22 protein-coding genes and 1 pseudogene are annotated in these 23,819 nt (G+C 35.3%); 6 read left to right on the top strand and 17 right to left on the bottom strand.

The features are described from left to right. Positions 1-167: 167 nt before the first annotated feature. Entirely contained in the window at positions 168-815 is a 648-nt protein-coding gene (locus tag MKX71_RS02850; protein WP_339231713.1) for a hypothetical protein, read from the top strand. Between the two features lie 352 nt (positions 816-1,167). On the opposite strand, the gene MKX71_RS02845 is transcribed toward MKX71_RS02850, so the two are convergent. From MKX71_RS02845 to MKX71_RS02830, 4 genes are all read right to left on the bottom strand, one after another. Beyond that, positions 1,168-1,761: a YdeI family protein gene (locus MKX71_RS02845; protein WP_339231712.1), complete on the bottom strand. Its 594-nt coding sequence runs from the start codon at positions 1,759-1,761 to the stop codon at positions 1,168-1,170. A 273-nt stretch (positions 1,762-2,034) separates the two neighbouring features. After that, positions 2,035-2,409 carry a hypothetical protein gene (locus MKX71_RS02840; protein WP_014478947.1) on the bottom strand — a complete coding sequence of 125 codons (375 nt, stop codon included), beginning with the start codon at positions 2,407-2,409 and terminating at the stop codon, positions 2,035-2,037. A 246-nt stretch (positions 2,410-2,655) separates the two neighbouring features. Further along, positions 2,656-3,948 (bottom strand): MFS transporter, encoded by a 1,293-nt coding sequence (locus MKX71_RS02835; protein WP_339232030.1) that lies wholly within the window; start codon positions 3,946-3,948, stop codon positions 2,656-2,658. Between the two features lie 109 nt (positions 3,949-4,057). Next, positions 4,058-5,446 (bottom strand): PLP-dependent aminotransferase family protein, encoded by a 1,389-nt coding sequence (locus tag MKX71_RS02830; RefSeq protein WP_069322393.1) that lies wholly within the window; start codon positions 5,444-5,446, stop codon positions 4,058-4,060. 226 nt (positions 5,447-5,672) lie between these two features. Between MKX71_RS02830 and MKX71_RS02825 the strand changes: the two genes are divergently transcribed. Continuing rightward, positions 5,673-6,551: an AraC family transcriptional regulator gene (locus MKX71_RS02825; RefSeq protein ID WP_069322392.1), complete on the top strand. Its 879-nt coding sequence runs from the start codon at positions 5,673-5,675 to the stop codon at positions 6,549-6,551. A gap of 122 nt (positions 6,552-6,673) precedes the next feature. Here MKX71_RS02825 and MKX71_RS02820 read toward each other — a convergent pair whose 3' ends face one another. After that, entirely contained in the window at positions 6,674-7,633 is a 960-nt protein-coding gene (locus tag MKX71_RS02820) for a DMT family transporter (protein WP_339231710.1), read from the bottom strand. 113 nt (positions 7,634-7,746) lie between these two features. Between MKX71_RS02820 and MKX71_RS02815 the strand changes: the two genes are divergently transcribed. The 3 genes from MKX71_RS02815 to MKX71_RS02805 all read left to right on the top strand — a co-directional run bounded on the left by MKX71_RS02815 (position 7,747) and on the right by MKX71_RS02805 (position 10,768). Then, on the top strand, positions 7,747-8,622 hold the full coding sequence (locus MKX71_RS02815; protein WP_339231709.1) for a helix-turn-helix domain-containing protein: 876 nt from the start codon (positions 7,747-7,749) through the stop codon (positions 8,620-8,622). 230 nt (positions 8,623-8,852) lie between these two features. Further along, entirely contained in the window at positions 8,853-9,737 is an 885-nt protein-coding gene (locus tag MKX71_RS02810; RefSeq protein ID WP_029317376.1) for a DMT family transporter, read from the top strand. 569 nt (positions 9,738-10,306) lie between these two features. Further along, on the top strand, positions 10,307-10,768 hold the full coding sequence (locus tag MKX71_RS02805) for a CarD family transcriptional regulator (RefSeq protein WP_339231707.1): 462 nt from the start codon (positions 10,307-10,309) through the stop codon (positions 10,766-10,768). A gap of 695 nt (positions 10,769-11,463) precedes the next feature. Here the strand turns inward: MKX71_RS02805 and cspC are convergent. Continuing rightward, on the bottom strand, positions 11,464-11,664 hold the full coding sequence (gene cspC / locus MKX71_RS02800; RefSeq protein ID WP_003234247.1) for a cold shock protein CspC: 201 nt from the start codon (positions 11,662-11,664) through the stop codon (positions 11,464-11,466). A 697-nt stretch (positions 11,665-12,361) separates the two neighbouring features. Between cspC and MKX71_RS02795 the strand changes: the two genes are divergently transcribed. Further along, positions 12,362-13,390, top strand: a complete 1,029-nt coding sequence (locus tag MKX71_RS02795) for a fatty acid desaturase (protein WP_041336973.1) — start codon at positions 12,362-12,364, stop codon at positions 13,388-13,390. Between the two features lie 351 nt (positions 13,391-13,741). Here MKX71_RS02795 and MKX71_RS02790 read toward each other — a convergent pair whose 3' ends face one another. From MKX71_RS02790 to lanKC (MKX71_RS02740), 11 genes and pseudogenes are all read right to left on the bottom strand, one after another. Then, positions 13,742-14,095: a hypothetical protein gene (locus MKX71_RS02790; protein ID WP_029317379.1), complete on the bottom strand. Its 354-nt coding sequence runs from the start codon at positions 14,093-14,095 to the stop codon at positions 13,742-13,744. Beyond that, positions 14,092-14,325, bottom strand: a complete 234-nt coding sequence (locus tag MKX71_RS02785) for a helix-turn-helix transcriptional regulator (protein WP_003240464.1) — start codon at positions 14,323-14,325, stop codon at positions 14,092-14,094. Before MKX71_RS02785 ends, MKX71_RS02790 begins: the two co-directional genes overlap by 4 nt. Positions 14,326-14,514: 189 nt before the next feature. Continuing rightward, positions 14,515-14,895 (bottom strand): annotated as a pseudogene (srtA, locus tag MKX71_RS02780) (sortase SrtA); the annotation flags it as partial. Between the two features lie 249 nt (positions 14,896-15,144). Then, positions 15,145-15,519: a hypothetical protein gene (locus MKX71_RS02775; RefSeq protein ID WP_029317380.1), complete on the bottom strand. Its 375-nt coding sequence runs from the start codon at positions 15,517-15,519 to the stop codon at positions 15,145-15,147. 322 nt (positions 15,520-15,841) lie between these two features. Next, positions 15,842-17,575: an ABC transporter ATP-binding protein gene (locus tag MKX71_RS02770; protein ID WP_029317381.1), complete on the bottom strand. Its 1,734-nt coding sequence runs from the start codon at positions 17,573-17,575 to the stop codon at positions 15,842-15,844. A gap of 89 nt (positions 17,576-17,664) precedes the next feature. After that, the gene (lanKC, locus tag MKX71_RS02765; RefSeq protein WP_029317382.1) at positions 17,665-20,223 is read right to left on the bottom strand and encodes a class III lanthionine synthetase LanKC; all 2,559 of its coding nucleotides are present in this window, start codon (positions 20,221-20,223) and stop codon (positions 17,665-17,667) included. Between the two features lie 21 nt (positions 20,224-20,244). Next, positions 20,245-20,427 carry a hypothetical protein gene (locus MKX71_RS02760; RefSeq protein ID WP_029317383.1) on the bottom strand — a complete coding sequence of 61 codons (183 nt, stop codon included), beginning with the start codon at positions 20,425-20,427 and terminating at the stop codon, positions 20,245-20,247. A gap of 116 nt (positions 20,428-20,543) precedes the next feature. Continuing rightward, a complete protein-coding gene (locus tag MKX71_RS02755) occupies positions 20,544-20,672 on the bottom strand; it encodes a class III lanthipeptide (RefSeq protein WP_187290712.1) in 129 nt (42 codons plus the stop codon). 37 nt (positions 20,673-20,709) lie between these two features. Beyond that, the gene (locus MKX71_RS02750) at positions 20,710-20,838 is read right to left on the bottom strand and encodes a class III lanthipeptide (protein WP_187290710.1); all 129 of its coding nucleotides are present in this window, start codon (positions 20,836-20,838) and stop codon (positions 20,710-20,712) included. Between the two features lie 36 nt (positions 20,839-20,874). Beyond that, on the bottom strand, positions 20,875-21,003 hold the full coding sequence (locus MKX71_RS02745; protein ID WP_187290712.1) for a class III lanthipeptide: 129 nt from the start codon (positions 21,001-21,003) through the stop codon (positions 20,875-20,877). Positions 21,004-21,130: 127 nt separating this feature from the next. Further along, positions 21,131-23,818 carry a class III lanthionine synthetase LanKC gene (gene lanKC, locus MKX71_RS02740; protein ID WP_339231706.1) on the bottom strand — a complete coding sequence of 896 codons (2,688 nt, stop codon included), beginning with the start codon at positions 23,816-23,818 and terminating at the stop codon, positions 21,131-21,133. Position 23,819: the final 1 nt, after the last annotated feature.

Raw genomic sequence — 23,819 nt, 5'->3', positions numbered from 1 at the left:
AAAAAGGGGCAAAACTTCTTAAGAATTCTTAAGTTTTCGCGATGTTATTCAAGATCGTTTCCTCTTCTTAAACAGTTTTCAATATCATCCTATCTATTCCATGGTAATATTTAGATACATAAACTTATATATGAAGCTGACCTGAGTTAATGGAGAGGAATGAAAGAATGAAGAAACGCAGAAAGATATGTTATTGCAATACTGCCCTGCTGCTCATGATTTTGCTTGCTGGATGTACGGGCAGTAAGGATGAAGAAGCACATCAACCTTCTGCTGTGCAAACTGACGAAAAACACACTGAGCCTGAAGAGAGAACCAAAATACGCAAGGATGAAGCGGAGCCAATAACAGAATCAGAAGAATCCGCAACAAAAGCTGCAAATGATACCTCTTCAGCAGAGGAGAAAAGCAAAGAAGACAATGTATTGGCAGCATACTCTTCGGAAAAAATTGAATATGCCAGAGTTTGGCTTCAACTTGGACCTAATCAAGAGATAGATGAATTAAATGTTCGACATATTTCGGCTGGCGAGCCAATTAATCCTAATGATGATACAAGTGCCAGCTATCCAGAAGATGTAACCCAGTTAGCAGGTTCTCGTTTAGTGGATGGATCAGTCACTTATCATGGCAATGGGGATGGCACGATTCATGTATATAATGTGCCTTTACGATGGGATTCTGCTGATGATGTAGAAAAAGGCGTCATGAGGGAAGTGACTGAGAATATCATAAAAAACAGAAAAACAGTGTATGTTGATACAGGTGACAATGAAAAAATCAAGCGGCTCATTGATATCATGATGATTCATTAATCAGTATTCGTTTGTCTGTACCTGACTAAATACAATGGTTAATAAGGAAATAAGATATATTAATATAAAAACAAAGTTTGAAGTGCAGTAACTTGCTGAAAAATCTTCCGGTTCTATTAGTTCTCCTAGGCATTCTAAATGTGATGAGCCGTACCATTGAGCTATTTCTAGGTGTTGCATTAATATTTTATAGCGCTGCTAGTGGCATACAATGTTAATCTAAAGAAGCATTTCAGCAGTAAGTGAATGTTGTCCTAAGAAAAAACAAGCATCTTACTATGCTTGTTTTTCTTCTATAGAAAGGATCTTATTACGCTATGATGCTATTCCTTTAGCCTGAACCTTGGCGTGCCTAATCCTTTAATCCCTTTCCATCGAGAATTTTTTGCACATATTTTTCGACTCTCGATTCTCGGGTTTTGGATTGTTTGGCTTGAGAAAAATAAAGAGTGTATGCTCTTTGCCGTCCCGGGGTCAATGCTTCAAAAGCAGTTTTCAAGGCAGGGATTTCATCGAATTTTTTTTGAAGTTCTTCAGGAATGTTCAATTCAATATTTTTGTTAACATCCACTTTCAAACCGGCTTTTTCAACTTCAATGGCTTCGTGAATATAGGCTTTCAAAATGTTTTCTAGCTCATTTATTTTCTGAACATTTGTAAACCGAATCTGGCGCGCCGCCTGTACATTCTCCGTTTGTTGAATGAGAATTCCATGGGCATCCTGTAATAAGGCGCCTTTGTGGAACAGAAGCGCACAATATTCTTTAAACCCATGTATTAAAACGACATTTTTATTATTGTATGTGTAACAAGGATGCATCCACTTAAAATCTTCAGTCAGCTCACAGTCAAGAATGATGGTTCTCAACTTCTCAAATTCTTCCTTCCACTTTTTCGCTTTACTTAAAAATTCATCAACCTTCGGATTCGTTCTGCTATTTGTCATGAAGGAATTCCCCTCTTTCCAAGCTTTTTACATTTACGTGAATTGATAATAATGAAGTCCAGTTTTATTTTTGACATCTCGGTATTTATTTTATTCTTCTATAGGTTCCTTCTCTTATTATTCAATAGATTAAGCTTAAAGTGAGGATGATGCAACAACAAAAAATATCATGGGCTATATCCATGTCCACAACATAAAAAGAGAAGGCCCACAAAGCCTTCTCATCTTGTTTTATTATTTCACTGACAATCTGAAAAAATAACAATTCAATTATTATATATCTTTTTTATTCTTGCCAATGCATAAGGTTACGGCAACACTAGCTATACTGACTAAAGTTCCTGCAATAGAAACTAGAATTGTCAAAAAGCCATTGGGAATAAGAAATCCAATTGGAATGAGCCCCAGAAAAGTGAAAACGATAAAACATTGGTATACACCAGATATTATTCTTACAACCAAATTGCCAAAAAAGGACATGACTAATGGAGGGATAAATAAAAATACAACGATCCCAATTGAGATCATCAAGATAAGAGGTTCATCAAATGAGATGACATGATCTCCAGGCGACTCTTTAGCGGCCGCTAAAACAACAAGTATAGACATCATTAGTGTAACAAAAACAAGAGAAAACCTTTTTAACAACGTTATGACTCCTTTACCTAAAGCGAGTAATCCTGCCTTTTTCAAATCCGATAACCATTTTATGTGATTCAATTAAAGAATATGCAGTGAGTGACACAGCTATAAGGAATCCTGGTCACAAATCTTTATACCAAAATTGCTGATTTAGATTTAATGGAGCAACTATAGTTAGTTAGATTATTAGACGACGCAATAGACTTTATCTAACAATATAACAAATTAATGTAAATTAAACAATCCTATCCTTTATCGTCCCCTAAACCATACCACCACTGGAATGAGTAATAAGGACAACATCCCTCCAGTAAATGATAATGCTAGGTAACTTGACCCTGCCACAATCATTCCAGATAATGCTCCGCCAGCAGCTCCTGACAACGCAATCAGAACATCCACTGTCCCCTGCGTTTTAGCTCGTGTGGCACTATCAGTTGAATCTACAATAAGGGCAGTCCCGCTTATCAAACCAAAATTCCACCCTAATCCGAGTAAAGAAAGAGCAATGACGAGAAGAACCATAGAATCTCCCGGAGCAAATGCTGCTATTACACCTGCCAAAAGCAACGTTGTTCCAGAGGAAATAGCCATTGCGGTACGTCCCAACCTATCTACAAGAACACCTGTAACCAGTGAAGGGAGATACATAGCACCTATATGAAAACCAATAACAAGCCCTACTGCCCCCAAGTCATGCCCATGATGTCTCATATGAACCGGTGTCATTGTCATAATAGCTACCATTACTATTTGAGTAAGAACCATAACTGTTGCCCCAACGATTATCCCTTTTTTGTTTTCTGTATGCTCAGCTGCCGCCAAATGTCCTTTATCACCAGGCTCTTCATTTGCCGCTTCTATTGTTCTTGCTATAACTAATGGATCTGGACGAAGCATAATGAAAAGGACCACACCTGCTAACATATATGCTGCTGCGGCTAAAATGAAAGGGCCAGCAAGTGATGGAACACCAATAGAAAGAGCGAAATCCCCCATCACATTCACTAAGCTTGGACCTGCCACTGCGCCAAATGTAGTAAAAACCATCGTAATACTAACAGCAGTCGCTCGCTGCTTATGATTTGCTAAGTCTGTACCAGCATAACGGGCCTGTAAATTAGTGGCTGTACCAGCACCGTAAATAAGCAACGAAATAAATAACAAGAAAATACTATTTATGATTGCTGCCATAATAACGCCTATTGCTCCAAGTCCGCCAATCATAAAGCCAGCTGAAAGACCTGTTCGACGGCCATAACGTTGAGAAAGTCTTCCAACAATTAATGCAGATCCTGCTGATCCTAAAGTAAATAAAGCAGAAGGAAGACCAGCAAACGCATCAGTGCCAAGCATTTGCTGTGCAATAAGCGCACCGACAGTCACTCCTGCCGCCAGCCCCGCACCGCCAAAAATTTGTGAGATACTCACAACGAATAGTGTACGCTTGTATAACGATTTTTGTTTTTCTGGTGAACCGATGTAGCTTTGTAATGAAGCAGTTTGTACATCTATTGCTTTTACGCTGTCCTTGTCTAACATCATCTGACCTTCCTTTCTAAAAGCCAATTTTGTATAAACCTCCCTCTAGATGTGGATCATCATAACACGCACAAAAAAGCCATACAATGTCATAATTGTATGGCAAACAATATTAGGTAAGATCGTCTAGCAAACGTCTCAGGATCATTAATCCTTGTTCAAGCTCTTCAAGTGTTTTTGGTGCACAGACAGAAACCCTTACAGCCCTTTCAGGACAACTATTTCCCACTACAAAGCGTTCAGCCGCATACACTTGCACGCCATGTCGAGCAGCCAATTCTTCAAATTCGGCACCAGACATTTTACCCGGTAACAACAACCAACGAAAAATGCCTGTTTCAACACCTAAACATGTATATCCCGCAACATATCGGTTTACGAGTTGATTTCTGCGAATGGTTTGTTCACGATGACTCTCAATTAAGACTTCAAATTGATTTGATACAATCGTGCGAGCAGTAAGTTCAGCTAATAGCGGGGAAACGGTTATATTTAAATTATAAAGCGCCTTCGATATTGGCTCCTTATATTGTCTCGGCACTGCTACATAAGCCAAACGCAGGCCTGGCGCTAACGATTTTGATAAACTTGCAATATGAATAACCTGTTGCGGTGCGAATGAGGCGAGTGCCGGAAGCGGCTTTTTGCTAAGAAGATGGTACGATGCATCCTCAATAACAAACAGATTATATTTCTTTGCAATGTCTGCAACCATTCTTCGATTCTCAACAGACATAAAGGAAGTCGTCGGATTATGATAATCCGGGATTAAATACAAACCTTTAATATTTTCATTTTTACACGCATATTCAAGTGACTCCGGACTCATTTCATCGTTCTCTGATTTTATCGGTACGATTTGCACACTAAGCAATGATGCAACAGTTTTTAAACCAGGGTACGTATGATGGTCAACTCCGATGCGGTCTCCAGGCTTACAAAGACTCGCCAATGTCGCTGCAATCGCATTTTGCCCTCCATTTGCAAATAAAATGTGATCAACGGATGTTTCAAATCCGCCTCTTTGGATGAGCTTTACAGCTGCATCTTTTTGCCAAAGGCTTTCGCCTGCCCGGCCGTAGCTAAACCATTTTTCATAATCCTCCTCCTGAATCATGTTTTTCAGTTGGTGTAACAAGGGCTCATATGAAGCGTGATCTGGAAGTATTGCTCCCATTTCAATTAAATGTGTCGGCTTTGTATCCTCAAGTAAATACGCATTCGACAACGCATCATACGATACAAATGTGCCGCTCCCTACAGTCGCACTCAGCAGCCCCTTTAACTCACACACTTTAAATGCTTTGGAAATCGTACTCACATTTAAATCTAAATAATCAGCCAATTCTCGCTGCGGAGGAAGTTTTGTTCCAGGTAATAAAACTCCGTTTAAAATATCCTGTTCCAATTGCCCTGCAAGTGCTTTATAAATAGGCTTTTCAGCTTTATCAATCGATGGCTTCCAGCTCATCGGATAATTTTCAAAAGAATTGATAGGCATGATACGCATCCTTTTTCACTCAATTATATGAATGTGCCGTTTATAAGACAATTATAACTTTCTTTTATTGATGCCTTTTTATGAACAGCATGCTTCAATAAAACCTGTACAAATACAAGTGAATCACTTACTTTATTTCATATAAGTCATCCTGCAAAACTGTGCACAGAATGTCGGATAAATACATTTCACTCCTGTTATTCTTTGGTTAAAGGAGGCCAAATAAATGGATTTGCTTAAAAGTATGAATAGGGCGTTAAAGTATATTGAAGAAAACCTCACTAATGATATTGATTTTCAAGAGGCAGCAAAGCTTGCTTTCTGCTCTGAATATCATTTTAAAAGGATGTTTTCCTTCCTTGCAGGTATTTCATTATCGGAATATATTCGTCGCAGACGTCTTACTCTTGCAGCTTTTGAACTGAAAGACAGCAATGTAAAAGTGATTGATATTGCAATAAAGTACGGTTATAACTCACCTGATTCTTTTGCACGGGCATTCCAAAATTTACATGGCATAAACCCATCAAAAGCCAGACTTAATGGCCATTCCCTTAAAGCTTATCCACGAATGACCTTCCAGCTAACAATTAAAGGAGGAAATGAAATGAACTACCGTATTGAAGAAAAAGAGGCATTTCGCATCGTTGGCATTAAAAAAAGAGTTCCTATTATTTTTAAAGGGATTAATCCGGAGATTGCATCTATGTGGGAAAGTTTAGATGAAAAAGCAATAAATAAACTAAAAGAGCTTTCTAATGTAGCACCATCAGGCCTCATTAGTGCATCCACCAATTTTTCTGAAGGTCGGACAGAGGAAAAAGGAGAGCTCGATCACTATATTGGCGCAGCCACAACGAAACAGTGTCCAGATAATTTCTCACGGCTTGAAGTTCCTGCCTCAACATGGGCTGTATTCGAATCAATCGGGCCATTTCCGGATACACTGCAAGAAGTATGGGGACGCATTTATTCCGAATGGTTTCCATCGTCAAATTACGAACAAATAGAAGGTCCAGAAATATTGTGGAACGAGCATAAGGATGTAACATCACCATCTTTTAAAAGTGAAATTTGGATACCAATTACAAAAAAGAAAAATTGAAGGTTCTTGAAGAAAAAATACCAAGGGCGTCAAAACCCTTGGTATTTTTGATATTGCCGAGAGGGCTCAAACTCCACCAGTGTTTTTCATTGTCGGACCGGTCATGTAAGCAAAAAAAGCCCCTATATATCCCGATTTGCGTGATTCCTAATCTTTAATATCGATTTTTCACTCTCCATAGAAGGCTCTTTATGTAAAGCCAATATTAAAGTTATCCCTATAATACAAATAGCACCAATCCATTGAAAAGAACCAAATGGCGCTTTTAACCAAACGACAGTTGTTACAACAGCTGATAGAGGCTCTAGACTGCCTAGTAGGCTTGTTTCTTTTGGAGAGAGGCTTTCCAAGCTTTTTATGAAGAACCAGAACGCAATCATTGTTCCAAATAATATCACAAATAAAATATATGCATACGCCTCAGCAGTTAATCGTTGAAAATCCAGTTGCCATGGCGGATGGATAAAACCCAATGCAAAACCGCCAATAATCATAGCCCAACCTACAACGACAAGAGAATCAAATTTATTTAATAAACCAACGGCATACAAAGTATAAAAAGCTGCCGCGAATCCTGATAAAACTCCCCATACTACTGCAGCTGCCGGCACTGAAAGTTGAGACATTGAACCATTTGTTAACAAAAAAAAGCAACCCACTAAAGCAAGTACAACAGTAATGATATCTTGTTTGGTAAGAACCGTTTGTTTTCGCAAAAGCGTGTAGATAATGACGATTACTGGGGATAAATATTGCAATAATGTAGCAACGGCAGCATTCCCATGTTGAATGGATGCCATATATGTGTACTGCACAGCTAGCATTCCCAATAGGCCAAAAATAAGAAGCTGGCCAGCCGACGCTTTGTTTCTCCAAACCTCAATAACCTGAGACCGATCCTTTCTGAACAGTTGCAGCATTAAAAGTAACATTCCAGCAGTAAGCAAGCGTGTCGTTACAAGCCAATTGACATCAATTTGATATTCTTGAAAAAGTTTTTTGGCTACTGTGCCTCCAATCCCCCAACATGTCGCCCCTGTGATAACATAGAACAATCCCATTCTTCTATTGGAAGTAATCATACATGACTCCTCACTAATAAATATAATAATAGTGTTATAATAAATGCAAAACATGATAAAAAATACTCAAATTGAATGAAAAAATATAAGTATATTGAGGTGAGAATGTCTGAGTGAAGAATTTTGTGATCGATCAAAATTTAAAAGAATTAACAGAGCATCGAACGGTAGAATTACCAATTGCCTGTTACGAGACAAGGATCAATCAAAATATAAATGGCTATATTCCGCTTCATTGGCATGATGAAATCCAATTTGTTTTGATACTAAAAGGGATAGCTCTCTTTCAAATAAATGAAGAAAAAATAGAGGTTCACGAAGGGGATGGATTATTTATCAATAGCGGCTGCCTGCACATGGCCGAAGAAAAGGAAGGCTCGGATTGTACGTATATTTGCTTGAATGTGTCACCCCATTTCGTTTTGTCTCAGGAACTGTATTCAAGCTATGTTCAGCCCTATATGTTTTCAACCAATTTGCCCTATTTATTTTTGGCTGGAAATCAACAGTGGGCAAAAAATATTCTAGATGCTGTTAAAAAAATAAATCAATTGATTCAACAAAAGACATCGCTCTATGAGATTGACATTACGATGCAATTAACGTTAATGTGGAAAAACCTGGTCGTTAATGGTTTTCAATTAGAGTACGATCAATCTGAAATGATAAAAAGTCATCGAATGAAACAAATGTTAAACTGGATCCATCTCCATTATGCTGAAAAAATCACATTAGAGGACATTGCAAAAGCTGGCCAACTGAGCCGTTCTGAATGCTGCCGTTATTTTAAACGAATGCTGAATAAGACGCCATTACGTTATGTAATGGATTATAGAATTCAAAAAAGCTTATTATTACTGCAACACCCTGAATCCAATGTGACAGAAGTGTCTTATCAAGTTGGATTTAACAGTACCAGTTATTTCATAAGTAAATTTCAACAAGCGATGAATATGACGCCATTATCATACAAAAAAATGAATTCATAAAGTTTATTCTATTAATAAACGGAGTCCTCTTAAGATGTTTACGGCTTTAAAACCAACATTGTATAATGATAGTCATTCTTGAAAATCGAGGTGATCATAACATGTTTTTAGCTCCACTATTTGAAAATGATGTTCCAGTAGCACTTCTCCGCCCTTAATGGAGTAAAGTGACTACTTCTCTCCGTTAGGGCATTTATTGACCTAATTTTAAATACGGAGGGAACAAAAAAATGAAAAATACCCTGTTAGGTTCTATATATTTAGCTTTAGCCGCTAGTATCTGGGGTGGCATGTATGTTGTGGTTAAGGTTGTTGTCGCAGTAATTCCGCCTTTTGAATTGGTTTGGATCAGGTACGTCATCGCCATCCTTGCGCTTCTTATTGTTGGTTTGATAAGGAAACAATCTTGGAAAATTCATAAGCGCGACCTTTTATTAATTGTTGCCATTGGAATTGTTGGCAACACCATTTCAATTGTTACACAAGAATATGGAACGATGTTGTCTTCAGCACAAATGGGAGCAATTATTACGTCCTCCACACCAGCGTTCATGGTTATTTTTGCTCGTCTATTACTTAAAGAACCATTGAATATAAAAAAAGGAACTTCAATAATTTTAGCGACCACAGGCGTATTATTTATTGTTGGAAACGGACATATTGATACCTCTAATCAGCTTGGCGGTATTTCTCTGCTTGTTGCAGCCCTTACATGGGCACTGATGTCAGTGCTTATCAAACGCGTGCCAAACAGCTATTCGCCTATACTTGTTACCACGTATTCAACTTTTGTGGCCATTGTGGCACTAACTCCTTTTGTAAAACCTAGCACGATTTTTACGCCACTACTGCTTGACCCTAAAATTCTAGGTGGCCTTTTGTATTTGGGAATTGTTTCAACAGCTTGTGCATTTTTATTGTGGAACCACGGCTTACAATTATTAAATGCCTCAAGTGGAGGCCTCTTTTTCTTTTTTCAGCCTCTGGTTGGAACCTTACTCGGATGGATTCTGCTTGGAGAACAAATAGGCGGGACATTTTGGATAGGTTCGTTTTTAATTCTGAGCGGTGTTTTATTAGTCATTAAAGAGAAAGAAAAAGAAGTGAAGTCATAACAAAAAAAAGCAAACTATTTTATATAGTTTGCTTTTCAATTAACCTTGTTCTTTCCCCTTCACTTCTTTATGTTCTGGTCTTCATTTATAATCTCTCCTTTCTTTATTTTTCTTCTCACCTCAATACCCATTTGAAGGTTGTCAATTTCCCTGATAATAATGCCAATTTGGTGGCTAAATGTTTATCAACAAACCTTTTTCTGTTCGCAAGATAAGTGAAAATGCATCATTAAGTAAGTGGGCCGTTATCCATATCAAATCGATAAAGAAATTAGAACTTAATCATGTATTTTTAATATTTTTAGCTGACATTTCACAAATATCGTTCCTTCTTATTTCTACTCAAATCATTTCTGTGATGTCATTGAGCCAATGAAAAACTGCTCACACGGATCAATTGACCTTTTCCTGATTGGAAATCCGACACGTTCCCTATTGTTTTTGCTTGATCTGTTTTTTCAAAAAAGTTATTGACATCAAAAATTCGATCATGTTATTATTAAAATTTTGATATTACACCTCCATATATGGTAATCTTAAGAAGGATACCATATATGGAGGTGGATGATATGTTTCAAATTGGCGATAACATTGTTTATCCAATGCACGGAGCAGGTATAATTGAAGCCATAGAAGAAAAAGAATTCTTAGAGGAAAAACAACAGTATTATGTCATAAGAATGTCAATCAGTAATATGACAGTTATGATTCCAATGAGTAAAATATTGAGTTCGAATATACGACCAGTTACCGATATACTTGCATTAAAACACATTATGCACATTTTTCAGCATGGAGAATCAGATAGGTTACTGCCATGGAAGCAAAGGTACAAAATAAACACGGACAAAATAAAAACAGGTGAAATACAAGAAGGCGCTGAAGTTGTACGTGATTTAATGCGTATGAAGAAAGAAAAAGCACTTAATGCAAGCGAAAAAAAAATGTTGGATAATGCATATGAATTTTTGATTAGTGAACTGGAAGTAATTAAAGGAATCACTGAAAAGCAAATAAAAAGTTTCGGTTAGATAGTGTATTGATCCCAAAAAATATTTCGGAATATTATGATGAAAAGCAAATCTTCTCTAACTTATGTTTAGAACATTAACGACCTCTTTTGTTATTCCTACATTCTAATCCATTTTTATTATTTACATTTCTTCTGCGAAGATTGAAGTTTTACCAAAAAACTCAATAAAATAGTCACTTGTTATTAGTATCCTGATTCACACTGGCACGGACAAGGAGCCGTAAGGATGGAAGAGAGGTAGGGCTTTCATTGTTTTAGGTATCTCTAAGTGATTATTTCCAGAAGAAAAAAACAATCGATCTCCTCATTATTTTTAAGAATTTCTTATATCCACTGCCACATTGAATAATAATTGTTTATCTTCTTCTCATAAAAGAGATATGCGAGTTGATAACATTTAGATGAAACCATTTTTATAATTCATCTAATCTTACTTAAATGAACGAACAGGTTAGTGAAAAAAAGAGTCAGTTATCTATATTTGAACAAAAAATTAAATATTTTATATACATTCCGCATATTGTCAATCCAGTATGTTATACTGTAAACAAACCTTTGAAGTTTTAAATCTTTTTCTATTACCTTGTAGCATCTCCCTACTCGAACGTTGAGTAGGGTTTTTTTATTGAGTATGATATAGACATAAAAAAACAGGCCCTATATAAAGAGCCTGTTTGTATAAACGATTGAAGATTAAGCTTTTTGAACGTTAGCAGCTTGAGCTCCACGAGCACCTTGCTCAACGTCGAACGATACTTTTTGACCTTCGTCTAAAGATTTGAATCCGTCACTTTGGATTGCAGAAAAGTGTACGAATACATCGTCTCCATTTTCGCGTTCGATAAAACCAAAACCTTTTTCTGCATTAAACCATTTAACTGTACCTTGTTCCATTTTTGTTGCCTCCTAGTGTGTAACCACACAGTATATACTATCCTTGCCCAAAGTATCATCAAGACGAAAAGTCAATCTTCATACTATCCTTTACACCGAACAAAAATAATTCTTCTTTATTATATCAGGAATCGGAAATAACTGCAAATTATATTTCCGATTTATTCATGGCATTATTTGTTAAACATGTGTATACCAGTGCAGAATAAGAGGCCTATTAAAAACTTTGGTTTGAAAACACCATGAAAAATGAATCACGAGTGTCTTCAAACCTTTTTCTTTGCTTAATAGTACTTAGCTCAGCTGTTTCTTGTTCAAGAGCAAGATAATCTTTTAAAAGCAGGGCTGTTCACTTGTAAAACTTTGTTTCTGCAGATGTTTCCAAACAGTCACTCATGGATATACCCATTCTTTTTTCCTCAAACAATCAATGTTCACGGTCAAATAAATCGATCCCCATGGGGGAGCATTGAGAGAGTTTGACCCGATAATGTGCTGGGTATAATCTTCATACGCCTTTTGTATCCCGGCTGACTCTGCTAATAATAAACTGGAAATCAGTTTATCATTTCCAATAATTTCACAGATGAATGGGAAGGATACTTATCATATATGGGGTGTATCACGTTGGGCCTTCTAAGGCTATAAAACGTTTTCTACACTTAGAAGATCACCAGGGAAGGGGAAACTTTTTAATATGAAAGAACAAAACCTAAGGACTTTGAGAAAACTGGTTACACCTTATGAAAAGTCCGATTTACACAAAAGCATTTGTCAAATCATTAACACATTGGTACCATTTTTCCTATTATGGTGTTTGGCATATAAGAGCTTGTCGATTTCTTATTTCCTTACATTAGCGATTTCTGTTGTTGCGGCAGGTTTTTTAGTGAGAACCTTCATCATCTTTCATGATTGCTGCCACTATTCCTTTTTTAAGAACAGAAAGGCGAATCGAATCCTTGGAACATTAACAGGAATTCTGACTCTGCATCCTTTTGATCATTGGGCACACGACCATTCTGTCCATCATGCGACAAGCAGCAATCTGGACAAACGCGGAACAGGCGATATTTGGGTACTGACGGTTGAGGAATATAAGGAAGCCTCAACTAAGACCAAAATAATGTACCGATTGTACAGAAATCCGTTTGTTATGTTTATTATCGGGCCGATTTACGTTTTCGGGATTGCCAATCGTTTTAATCGAAAAGGGGCAAAACGCAAAGAACGGATGAATACGTATGTAACGAACCTGGGGATCGTCGCTTTGGCAGCACTTTTATGTTTGGCTGTCGGCTGGCAAAACTTCCTGCTGGTTCAGGTGCCGATTTTTATGATATCGGGCTCTCTCGGAATTTGGATGTTTTATATTCAGCATACGTTTGAGGATTCTTATTTTGAAGAAGATGAGCATTGGGAATATGTAAAAGCAGCAGTTGAAGGAAGCTCTTTTTATAAGCTTCCAAAAGTCATGCAGTGGCTAACAGGCAATATCGGTTTTCATCATGTTCATCATTTAAGCCCGAGAGTCCCAAACTATAAGCTTGAAAAAGTGCATAACAACACTGAACCATTGCAAAACGTTCCGACTATTACACTGGCAACAAGCCTTAAGTCGTTAAAGTTCCGCCTATGGGATGAAGAAGGCAAAAAATTTGTTGGTTTTAGCCACTTAAAAAAAGCTTCTAAAAGCCAAGTATCGGCGCGGCTAACAACGGATTAAAATAAACTCCCCATAATCGCAGAATAAAAGTGCAGACTCGCGCAACGATGTTGTGCAGAGGTCAGCACTTTTTTAGTGGACTCCACAATGTGGTACAGCCGTATTTTCCGCAAAAAAATAACGCCAAAGATGGTTAAACCCTTGGTATTATTGGGGGTGCGGCCGAGAGAACTTGAACCTTTACGGGTTATTCACCCCACTGGGCCCTCAACATGGTAAATTCATATCACTGGTTATGAAAGCTTATTTTCATTACATTTTCTAACTTCATTTTACTTCATTTCTAACGGTTTATATGAATTGTGGTTAATAATTGGTGAGCAGAGACACTATCTTTCTCGGTAATTGAATTTACAAAAAATCTTTTTTATATCGAACGGCTAGATAGATTGCTGAAGCGAAGAATGCAATAGAATACTTAAATAAGAAGAAAACTTGCCACATATATTCTTTTGGGAAAAGCAAGTCGCAAAAAATTAGTGCACATAACGTACAGAGGCTACCTTTTAAAGCGATTTGGTTTGTTCTTTCGTCAGTCTTACCCATTTTTTTAGTAAATACGAATGTCAGAATCAATCCGACTACAAGCAATACAAACCCACTGCCAATAAGAATATTCCAATTTCCCGGAGAATGTTCAGCCCAGGACTTTAAAGGAGAAAAAATTGCGTTAGTGATCGTATCTGTGATCGAATTCATTTTCATTTTTGATCATTTCCTTTCTCATAAGTAAAAATCTCGTTTACATCCACATTAAAAAATTCGGCAATTCGAAAAGCTAACAGCAGAGTCGGAACATAATTTCCTTTCTCCATTACAAAGATGGTTTGTTTGGAAACCCCGACTTTCTTTGCTAATTCTTGCTGAGACAATCTGGCAAGTACACGATATTCATAAACCTTATTTGAGATCGAATCACCAAAATCTTTCTTCATGACCATCACCTCTTGAACCAAATTATAAATCGACCTTATATAAAAGTAAAGTAAACTTATACAAAAACATAAAATACTTTTATGTTCACTAAGATTATTTTGATTTAATTATGGACCAGAATGCAGAAAGAACCTGACGAAAAAGGCTGACGAAAATTCGTCAGCCTAATCTTTGATATTCTGAATTTCTCAAATCTGTTTTCCATAAATAATATACCGCTTTGGTGCATTACCGATATATGAAAACGGGTAACAAGTTGTCAGAATGAGCTCCTCTTTGTTATGCTGCAGGGTAATAATAGACGTATCTTTTTGTCTACAATTTTTGTTTTGTCTATTTCATATGAAAAGCTCCCATATGGCAACAGAACCTTTAATTGATCACCTTTTTTTAGTTCCCCTGTCCGGCGGAATACGGTAAGTATCCCGATGACCCGATAGAACAATTTGTCCGTTTTCATCTGGATAATAACTGCCTTTGTAGTGGCCGACTCCTTTTTCCAAATCATCCGCATCCGTTCCTTCTACAGTCCGAAGCTCTGCGTCTATTTTTGGAATCTCAAGGACACCGAGAAATTATGGACAAGAAATTGCAGCCCGTTGAGAGGATTTATTTTATTGTAAATGAACAATTTGGGAGCTGTAGATTTAGGAACTGTTAAGATACGCCCTGTAACTCTCTTTCCGAGTATCTACACTAAAAGCAACCATAAGTCATCAAGGGCGTTAGTCATTCGCAACATATAAACCTATAAAAAAAGAAAGCTCCTTTCCTTGAAATTAAGGATAAAGCCTTCTAACCTTATTTTATTATTTCAGCTAAGATTTAACTTCTTTATTCCTATCAATAAAGGTTACTACAACGCTAACTATGCTGATTAAAGTTCCTGCAATAGAAACAACAATGGTCAAAAAGCCATCGGGAATAAGAAATCCTATTGGAATGAGCCCCAGAAAGGTTAGAACGATAAAACATTGGTATACACCAGATACGATTCTTACAACCCAGTTACCAAAAAAGGACATGACTAACGGGGGAATGAATAAAAATACCACTATCCCAATTGATATCATTAATATTCGAGGCTGTTCAAATGAAATGACATTATCTCCAGGAGAATTTTTAGCAGCCACTAGCATAACAACTATAGACATAATTAGTGTGAGTAAAACCAGAAAAAATCTTTTTACCATCGTTATAACTCCTTTTTATAATTACTTTAAAACCGGGTTATCCGTCTTTTTCTATAACCATTTTATGTTCTCAATCAAAGTATATGCAGTCAAATTACAGCTAAAGTAATATTTATTACTACTTATCAAAACATAACATCCACAGACTATGCCGAATAATTAGCTGCTTTTCAGTTTAACTAATGCAAAAAGTATTCCTCATCTTACATTGTTAAGATTACACTAAATTTGTAAGGTATCTTAATTCATTTAACATAAATGATTTAGATGATGATATTAAATTTACTAATAAATAGATTAAAGGGGCGAGCTCGTAATTTAGTTAGTTAGCCAATTTTTGGGCTGACACAAATCGCCTGTACTTTTCATGGGTAAGCATTAATTGGTCATGAGTTCCTTTACCAGTAATCACTCCTTGGTCTAAGAAAATGATTTGATCTGCTTTTTTAATTGTTGCTAATCTGTGAGCTATTATTACTGTAGTTCTATTTTTCATTAATTCTTCTAGTGAATTCTGTATTTTTCTCTCACTCTCACTGTCCAAACTTGCTGTTGCCTCATCCAATAATAGAATATCAGGATCTTTAATAAAGTTTCTTGCAATATCAATTCGTTGACGCTGACCTCCTGACAACTTCACTCCTTTTTCGCCAATTATTGTGCTATAACCTTTATCTAACAACATAACAAATTCATGGCAATTAGACAATTTAGAATACTTAATAATTTCATCTTCACTAATTTCTCTTTTGATTCCATAAGTAATATTATCTTTTACGGTGCCATTTATCATTGCGTTGGTTTGCATTACATATCCAATTTTATTCCGCCAATCTGATAAGTTAAATTCGTTAATCGGTATTCCTTCGAGTGATATGCTCCCATTACTTGGGGGTAATTCATACAAACGTGCAATTAAATTGAAAATAGTACTTTTACCAGAACCAGACGGTCCTACAAAAGCAGTAACCTTTCTACTTGGGATATCAAAAGTTATTTCATTCAAAATCGGTTTATCATCATATTTGAAACTTACTTCTGAAAATTTCAAATTTTGATTGCTGAAATCAATATCTAAAGCATTCTTATTGGACTCTAGCTCTTCTTTGTGCTCAAGTAGAATTTCACTTAATCTTTGGCTAGCTCCTATCGCACGCTGATAGTCTGTAAGTAACGTTGAAAAATTAGTCAAAGGGCCTGATAATTGTATGACATAGAAAATCATAGCTACTAGGGTGCCAGCAGATATTACACCCGTTGAGACTCTTATACCGCCAAATCCCAGAATAATTCCTATAGTCAGTAAAAGGATGAGGCTAGTTAAAGGTTGTATAATTGAAATGATCTTAGACTCTTTTAACCCTAATTTATATATTTCAAAAAGGTTGTTATAAGCATTTTTCAATTCTTGATTTTCTGTATTAGATATCTTTACAAGACGTATTTCTGTTAAGACACGCCCTAATAAACCACTAAAGCTTGCGACTTCGGATTGTGCTTTTTTTGAGATTTTCCTTACCATTCCGCCTAAAGGGATAATTATTGCTAAAAATATAGGCACTATAATAAGAGTTATAAGAGTCATTTGCCAATCCATTCTTAATAAAATGATAACAGAGCCTAAAATAGTGATTATAGAAGGTATTATATTGGGTAATTTTTGAGATACAAAAGTGTTGATAACATTGGTGTCGTCTGTGATACGACTCATTATTGAACCACTCTCATTATTATCAAAGAAAGAGGTTTTTAATTTGATTATATGTTCCCAGAGCATAAAACGAATTGCCATAATCATTTTTTCACCAATTTTACTGAGCAAATATAACCCAATACCACTCAAGATCGCGTTAATTAAAAACATGCATAAAAAAATTACTATAAATCTCCAATCAAAGGTGTTCTCAGAAAATTTATCAACAACCTTACCTGTAAATAGAGGTATAAACAAACCACTAATGCTGCCTATAGATGAAATAGAAATAGCAAACAAAATTAATAATAATGGAAGTTTTATTTTACATAATAAAAAGAATAAGGGGTTTTTAGGTCTCATAATAATCTCCTTTTTTACTTCGGATATCCATATTCAAAAAAATATTAGAAAAGTTTCTACCTACACTCTTAATTGAGGGAGATAAATAATTAAGAGTTAGACTCAAATACTTTTTTGATGTTCATCACAGGGAGCCACATATAATTAGTATTGTTTATAATACCTTGTATTACGAGCAACAATCCTAATGAACCGGAAAATATATCATTTGATAAACGATACCCAAAGTCTCCAGGAGTATATATTTCGACCTTTCCTTTAAAGAGGTGTAGATCTAAAGTTTTCAAATTATCAGCATTTATACCCCGGTTATAATATTTATCAATTGCATTACTAACAGCCATTATCCCGGCAGTACCTCTAAATAATCCACAATTATAAAAACACTTCGATTTCGCTATTTTGTAAATACCTTCCAATTCTTTCTCCCATAAATCCTCCTTTAAAAGTAAACTTAATTCAATTAATGCCAATCCCACTCCAGCGCTTCCACCATCTAAATAAGGGACTACTCTAGTGATATCTTCTAATTGATAAACGCCGTAATCATCGAATTTACCAGTGATCAAATCTTTTTCAATAGCTTTTTTCGATAAAATAAGCCATTTATGATTTTTAGTTCTTTTATATAAAGAAGAATAAAAAAGTGAAACACCTGACCAACCATTAATAAGACCACGAGGTATTATATCCATATCATAAGGAACGATTGAAACGTCTTTTTCTAATAATTCCTCTAGCCGGTTTGCAATTTCTATAGATTTGTTAAGATATTTGATAGAGTCTTTTTCATATGAAAGGCCTAAAAAAGCTAAACCGATTCCAGATAGTCCGGATGATAACGTTATATCACTGTTATTTTTAAAATGATTAATGCTATCAAAAAGATGTTTTGCTTTGTCATAATAACCTGATTCCCATAAACTAGTGGCTATTCCAGCCTTGCCAGTTAATAGTCCATTTTCCATCTTCAATAAATCGTTTAAAGATTGATTACCTACCCATTCGTTTAGTTTTTTATTTTGTATATTTGTTCTATTAAAGGCTAATACAGCTCCAAAACCGCCAGTTAAGATATTAAATAATCCATTTTCTAATTCATACTGTCTAATATCTCCTGGGATTACCCTTTCATCAACAAACAAATTATTTATTATATTATTTTGAAGTAACATCTTTACTTCATTTAGTGACATTTCTTTAATATGGTTATGTTCAACATTCAATAAATCTTTAGCTGGATTTGCCTGAACTTGAGAACAAATTTTTTGTATTTTATTAATTATTTTTATAGCTTCGATGCCAAAATAATTTTCAATATATTTATCATGTGCCTCTAAAATTTTTGAAGAAATATCTTGAACTGGTCCGATAGGTAAAAATAAATATCTCGATATTCTTAGTAACGCAAACCAATCCGCTTGTTTTCTCGTCATATTAGGCCCGCCAGTAAAACCAAATGTTTTTAAACCCGATGGTACACTATCATCAATAAAACTTGCAGTCTCAAAGTCGATCAATCGTATATTTTCGTCTGATGTGATAATAATATTTGAGGGCTGTAAGTCTCCTATCCCTATTCCTTGATTATGTATTTCAGTTAGAGCATCTATTAATTGATTCAAAATTTTTAATACTGTTTTTAAGTATTCTTTATTTGTTTCATTCGTATAAAAAGGATATTTTGTTGCAAGCCAAGTTCTCAGTGATGTGCCTTCAATATATTCCTCTAAAATAAAATTATGTTCCCACGCCTTAAAAAAATCATATATTTTTACAGGGTAACGCGTTCCTTCAAGTTTTTTTAAAATCATCGCTTCATTTTTTATTCTTGTAAAGGCATCAATTCCCAGACTATCTAATCCAATGTTTGGCCTTCCTTCCTTAAGGATAACTTTTTTGTCTAGTTTATCTAGGGCTAAGTAGACTCCCCCTCCATTACTATAATGAATTGCATGGATAACCTCTATATCATCTAATGGAGTAGGTTCAGCTATTTCGTTTTCTAATTTATTATCCATCTCTCTTATTGGAGCAGGTTCAGTGATAAATTTGGGTATAGAATAATGAGGACTTCTTGAGTCTTCAACTAAGTCACCAGAAGGACTTTGAATAGCAAATACCTTTTTATTATTTTCATAATAATACATACTTAAAAATGCACCATATCTAAAATATACATTACTTTCGTACCATCTTTTATCAGTTAAAATATAAGGGCCTCTAGGAAGAGTATCTAGCAGACTGCTTAATATTTCTAACAAATTTAAAAATACTTGTTCATTTGGCGGGAAAATTGTAATAAACTTACCCGCAGCAGACCTATTGCTGTATTTTGAATTTTTAATACTTAATTCCCATAAGCTTTTAACGTATTTAAAAGAGATTTTGTAATCGAATAGGACATTTGATACAATTTCTAATGTTTTTTCTGCAGAATCTATTGTAGTACTTATATGTATCTTCCAACCTTGCATTGGAAGTTTATGCTCTTTGTTTATAACATGAATCCAATGATTTTCTCTTATGGTTTTATAATTATTAGGTATATTAGAAATATACAAAGCCGATTCCCTGTTAGGGGTATCGGGCTTTGTATAAAAAGAATTGTTTGTCGAGATAAAGTATTTGAAGTATCGTAAGTCCATATTTACAACCCTCTCAAGAGATTAGTTATTGCAAAAAGCTGCACTCATGGTACTGACAGGAAGAGGAGTTAAACAAAAAGCTATACTAGCAGGTGAAATAAGTGATTGACCTTCAACAGTTCCTGTCGCTCCTGCAGTATATACTGGACCACTTTCTAAGCTCTGCAATTTCAGGATATTACTGATTTGCTTTCCTCTTGACATTTCATCCAACTCCTTTTATATTTTTTAAATAGTTTATTGTATTTACTTTTTGGGTAATACAAAGAAAAGAGAGGATGATCCCCTCTCTTTTCTTTAAGTAGGGTTGTCCATAATCATTAGTTACCACAGAAATACAAACTAACTGTACTGATCTTATCGCAGCCTAAGCTTACTGATGATTTGCCTTTTAATAGAGTAACCTCTTTATCAAGCGCTTTATGCTGAAGTGATAATAACTTTTTCATTTGTTTTACCTCCTTTAGTCTAAACAGTGAGTAATCTTTAGTTACCGCAGAAATACAAACTTACTGTACTGATCTTATCGCAGCCTAAGCTTACTGATGATCTACCTTTTAATAGAGTAACCTCTTTATCAAGTGCTTTGTGCTGAAGAGATAATAGCTTTTTCATTTGTTTCACCTCCTTTAGTCTAAACAGTGAGTAATCTTAGTTACCGCAGAAATACAAACTAACTGTACTGATCTTATCGCAGCCTAAGCTTACTGATGATTTGCCTTTTAATAGAGTAACCTCTTTATCAAGCGCTTTATGCTGAAGAGATAATAGCTTTTTCATTTGTTTCACCTCCTTTAGTCTAAACAGTGAGTAATCTTAGTTACCGCAGAAATACAAACTAACTGTACTGATCTTATCGCAGCCTAAGCTTACTGATGACTTGCCTTTTAATAGAGTAACCTCTTTATCAAGTGCTTTGTGCTGAAGAGATAATAGCTTTTTCATTTGTTTCACCTCCTTTAATGAACTTGTCTATTTCAAAGAGATTCAGATTATTGTTTTTAGGTAACGGTAACCAACTATTCCATTTATCACTATCTATATCAGAAAGAGCAAGTAGTAATCCGCTGTTTCCTGTTTGTAAGTCTAAAGATAGTCGGTAACCATACTCTCCTGGACTTAAAATTCCTTCTTGTTTCTTATACAGGAGATAATTCCCGAGTGCTTTAATGGTATATTCTAATGAGCCTGTATTTACCCCTTCACATTTCATTGCATTCGCAAGAATAATCATTCCTCCCACACCTCGAAAGATGCCACTTGCAAATGTGCTATATAAGTCTGTAACATTAGTTAGTTTTTTGAATAGTTCAGTATTACTTTCTGTCATAAAATCAGGAAGATTTTTATTGAATTCAAGCATAATTAATGCAATCCCAGCTGCACCTTCACCAAGATATGGTATCAACCTTTTATAGCCCAATGAATATTCTTTTATTTGTGCTAATTCTAATTTAGAATCAATTTCAATGTTTTTGCTTATTTCTTTATTGAAAATTTCGCTAGCCAGCTTTATTAAGTCATTGTCATTTGTCGCCTTGCCTAACATTAGAATATACAAGCTGATTCCAGACCAGCCATTTAACAAGCCATACGGCATTGCATAAGGATCCCTTACAGTGATGGAGCAGTCTTCTTTATAGGCATCTATTATTCTATTTCCTATTTTTATAGAGCGATCTAGAAAGCCTTTTTTCTGAGTAATGCTATAAAAGGCAAGGTAGTTTAATCCAATTCCCGATAATCCGGAAAACAGTGTTAAATCTGAATCTTCAGTATCTGGCAAAGGCATTGTCTCTAACAGTTTAATTGCTTCTTCTTTATATCCAATATCGTATAAAACGGACAATATGCCTGAGATACCATTAAATAAACCGAGCGGGAAATTTTTATATGTTTCCGTGTCTAAATTCAATATTGTCTCCAATACATGATCAACCCATTGATAAACTGAATCGGATAGAGTCCCTGTTCTATCCAAGGCCATTATTCCACCAAATCCTCCATTAGCGATTGATAGACTGCCCATTTTTTCAATGAATTGCCTGATATCTCCGGATATTAAACTTTCTGACTTAGGTTTTAAATGACTCATAATTCCAGCTCGCAAACCTTCAGTTATCTCATTAACATTCTTGTAGTTTATTTTCATTGGTGGAATTGTTAAAGTAGCAGCTTCACTTAATTTCTTGATGGTTGGTAATGTCTTCTCTTGAATTTCTTGAATTTTATTTAAAACTGCATCCCCAAAATTCTCTCCAATCCATTTATCTTGATTTATTTCAATATCAATTGACAGATCAGATAAATTTTCTATCGGTAAAAATAAAAACCTGCAAATTCTAAGTAATGCATACCAATCTGCTTGCTCAAAAGTTTCTGCTTGATCCGTAACGTAACCAGGAGTCATTAAGGCGGGGATGTATTTGCTTTCGGGAGTTACAGCAGTTTCTAGGTCTATTAATTTGATTGAGTAATCCTCTAATACCAATACATTATTTGGCTGTAAATCTCCGAGTGCAATCTTACTTCTATGAAGATCTTTTAAAGCATCAATCAACTGATCTATCACATGCATCATGCGTTCCATATAAATATCTTTATCTTCTTTATATGAAAACGGAAAGTTTTGAGATACATATTCCATAAGAGAAATTCCTGATACATGTTCTTCAATCAAATAGTTATTTTCCCAAATCTCAAAGTAATCGTAAAAATCAACTATGTAAGGCTTCTCACTTAATTGCTTTATTGTTTCAGCCTCTTTATAAATTCGTTTAAAACCATCTAGTTTCAACCGATCCAAACCTGAACCAAGTCTTCCTTCTTTCATAACAAACGTTTTCCCGTTTTTTTCAACTTTATATACTCCACCACCATTGCTAAAATGCAGTGCAGAAATAACATTGTATGAATCAAACTTCGATGTGTCTTCTTTATCAAGTTCTGCATCAACTTTTTTAGTCATGATTTGTATTTCAACAGGTTCTTCAACAAAGTCAGGAACTTCATAATATGGAGCACGGACATCTGGAATTAATGTGCCATCAGGTCGCTGAATTGCTGGAACATTTTGTCCATCTTTATTCACATACATAGATACAAATGCTCCATAACGAAAGAAGACATTTGAATACTTCCAGCGTTTATCATTCAATATATAAGGACCTTTTTTTAAAGCTTTAGTCAGATTATCTAAATCTGAAAGTAATGTTAGAAAAGTCTTGTTATCGTAAGGATAGATTGTAATGAATTTACCCGAAGATGCTCTGTCTCCGTTTTTAGAGTTTTTGAATAATAATTGCCTTTCATTAGGAACAAATTTAAAGGATATTTCATTTTCAATGAGATATGGAAGGACAATATCTAAAGTCTTTTGTGCCTCATCAATATCTGTAGTGATATGTATTTTCCATCCTTGTTTGGGCATCTTTTTCTTTGTGTTAATACAATAACTCCAATTAATATCCGTGTTTTGTTTCCACTCTTCAGAATTTAAGTTTGGGATACGATAATTGTTTACTATTTTATTCGGTGTTACCAATTCATAAAATAAATTGCCTGGGCTCAAAAACTCAACATATCTTAAATCCATC

The organism is Bacillus sp. FSL M8-0071 (assembly GCF_037975455.1).
GTDB lineage: Bacteria > Bacillota > Bacilli > Bacillales > Bacillaceae > Bacillus > Bacillus subtilis.
The sequence above is the reverse complement of the archived record's forward strand: the minus strand, read 5'-3'. Positions and strand labels throughout refer to the sequence as shown.

Coding starts and splice junctions, on each gene's coding strand:
- MKX71_RS02850 (WP_339231713.1), top strand. CDS start 168: ATGAAGAAACGCAGAAAGATATGTTATTGCAATACTGCCCTGCTGCTC.
- MKX71_RS02845 (WP_339231712.1), bottom strand. CDS start 1,761: ATGACAAATAGCAGAACGAATCCGAAGGTTGATGAATTTTTAAGTAAA.
- MKX71_RS02835 (WP_339232030.1), bottom strand. CDS start 3,948: ATGATGTTAGACAAGGACAGCGTAAAAGCAATAGATGTACAAACTGCT.
- MKX71_RS02830 (WP_069322393.1), bottom strand. CDS start 5,446: ATGCCTATCAATTCTTTTGAAAATTATCCGATGAGCTGGAAGCCATCG.
- MKX71_RS02825 (WP_069322392.1), top strand. CDS start 5,673: ATGGATTTGCTTAAAAGTATGAATAGGGCGTTAAAGTATATTGAAGAA.
- MKX71_RS02820 (WP_339231710.1), bottom strand. CDS start 7,633: ATGATTACTTCCAATAGAAGAATGGGATTGTTCTATGTTATCACAGGG.
- MKX71_RS02810 (WP_029317376.1), top strand. CDS start 8,853: ATGAAAAATACCCTGTTAGGTTCTATATATTTAGCTTTAGCCGCTAGT.
- MKX71_RS02805 (WP_339231707.1), top strand. CDS start 10,307: ATGTTTCAAATTGGCGATAACATTGTTTATCCAATGCACGGAGCAGGT.
- cspC (WP_003234247.1), bottom strand. CDS start 11,664: ATGGAACAAGGTACAGTTAAATGGTTTAATGCAGAAAAAGGTTTTGGT.
- MKX71_RS02795 (WP_041336973.1), top strand. CDS start 12,362: ATGAAAGAACAAAACCTAAGGACTTTGAGAAAACTGGTTACACCTTAT.
- MKX71_RS02790 (WP_029317379.1), bottom strand. CDS start 14,095: ATGAAAATGAATTCGATCACAGATACGATCACTAACGCAATTTTTTCT.
- MKX71_RS02785 (WP_003240464.1), bottom strand. CDS start 14,325: ATGAAGAAAGATTTTGGTGATTCGATCTCAAATAAGGTTTATGAATAT.
- MKX71_RS02775 (WP_029317380.1), bottom strand. CDS start 15,519: ATGGTAAAAAGATTTTTTCTGGTTTTACTCACACTAATTATGTCTATA.
- MKX71_RS02770 (WP_029317381.1), bottom strand. CDS start 17,575: ATGAGACCTAAAAACCCCTTATTCTTTTTATTATGTAAAATAAAACTT.
- lanKC (WP_029317382.1), bottom strand. CDS start 20,223: ATGGACTTACGATACTTCAAATACTTTATCTCGACAAACAATTCTTTT.
- MKX71_RS02760 (WP_029317383.1), bottom strand. CDS start 20,427: ATGTCAAGAGGAAAGCAAATCAGTAATATCCTGAAATTGCAGAGCTTA.
- MKX71_RS02755 (WP_187290712.1), bottom strand. CDS start 20,672: ATGAAAAAGTTATTATCACTTCAGCATAAAGCGCTTGATAAAGAGGTT.
- MKX71_RS02750 (WP_187290710.1), bottom strand. CDS start 20,838: ATGAAAAAGCTATTATCTCTTCAGCACAAAGCACTTGATAAAGAGGTT.
- MKX71_RS02745 (WP_187290712.1), bottom strand. CDS start 21,003: ATGAAAAAGCTATTATCTCTTCAGCATAAAGCGCTTGATAAAGAGGTT.
- lanKC (WP_339231706.1), bottom strand. CDS start 23,818: ATGGATTTAAGATATGTTGAGTTTTTGAGCCCAGGCAATTTATTTTAT.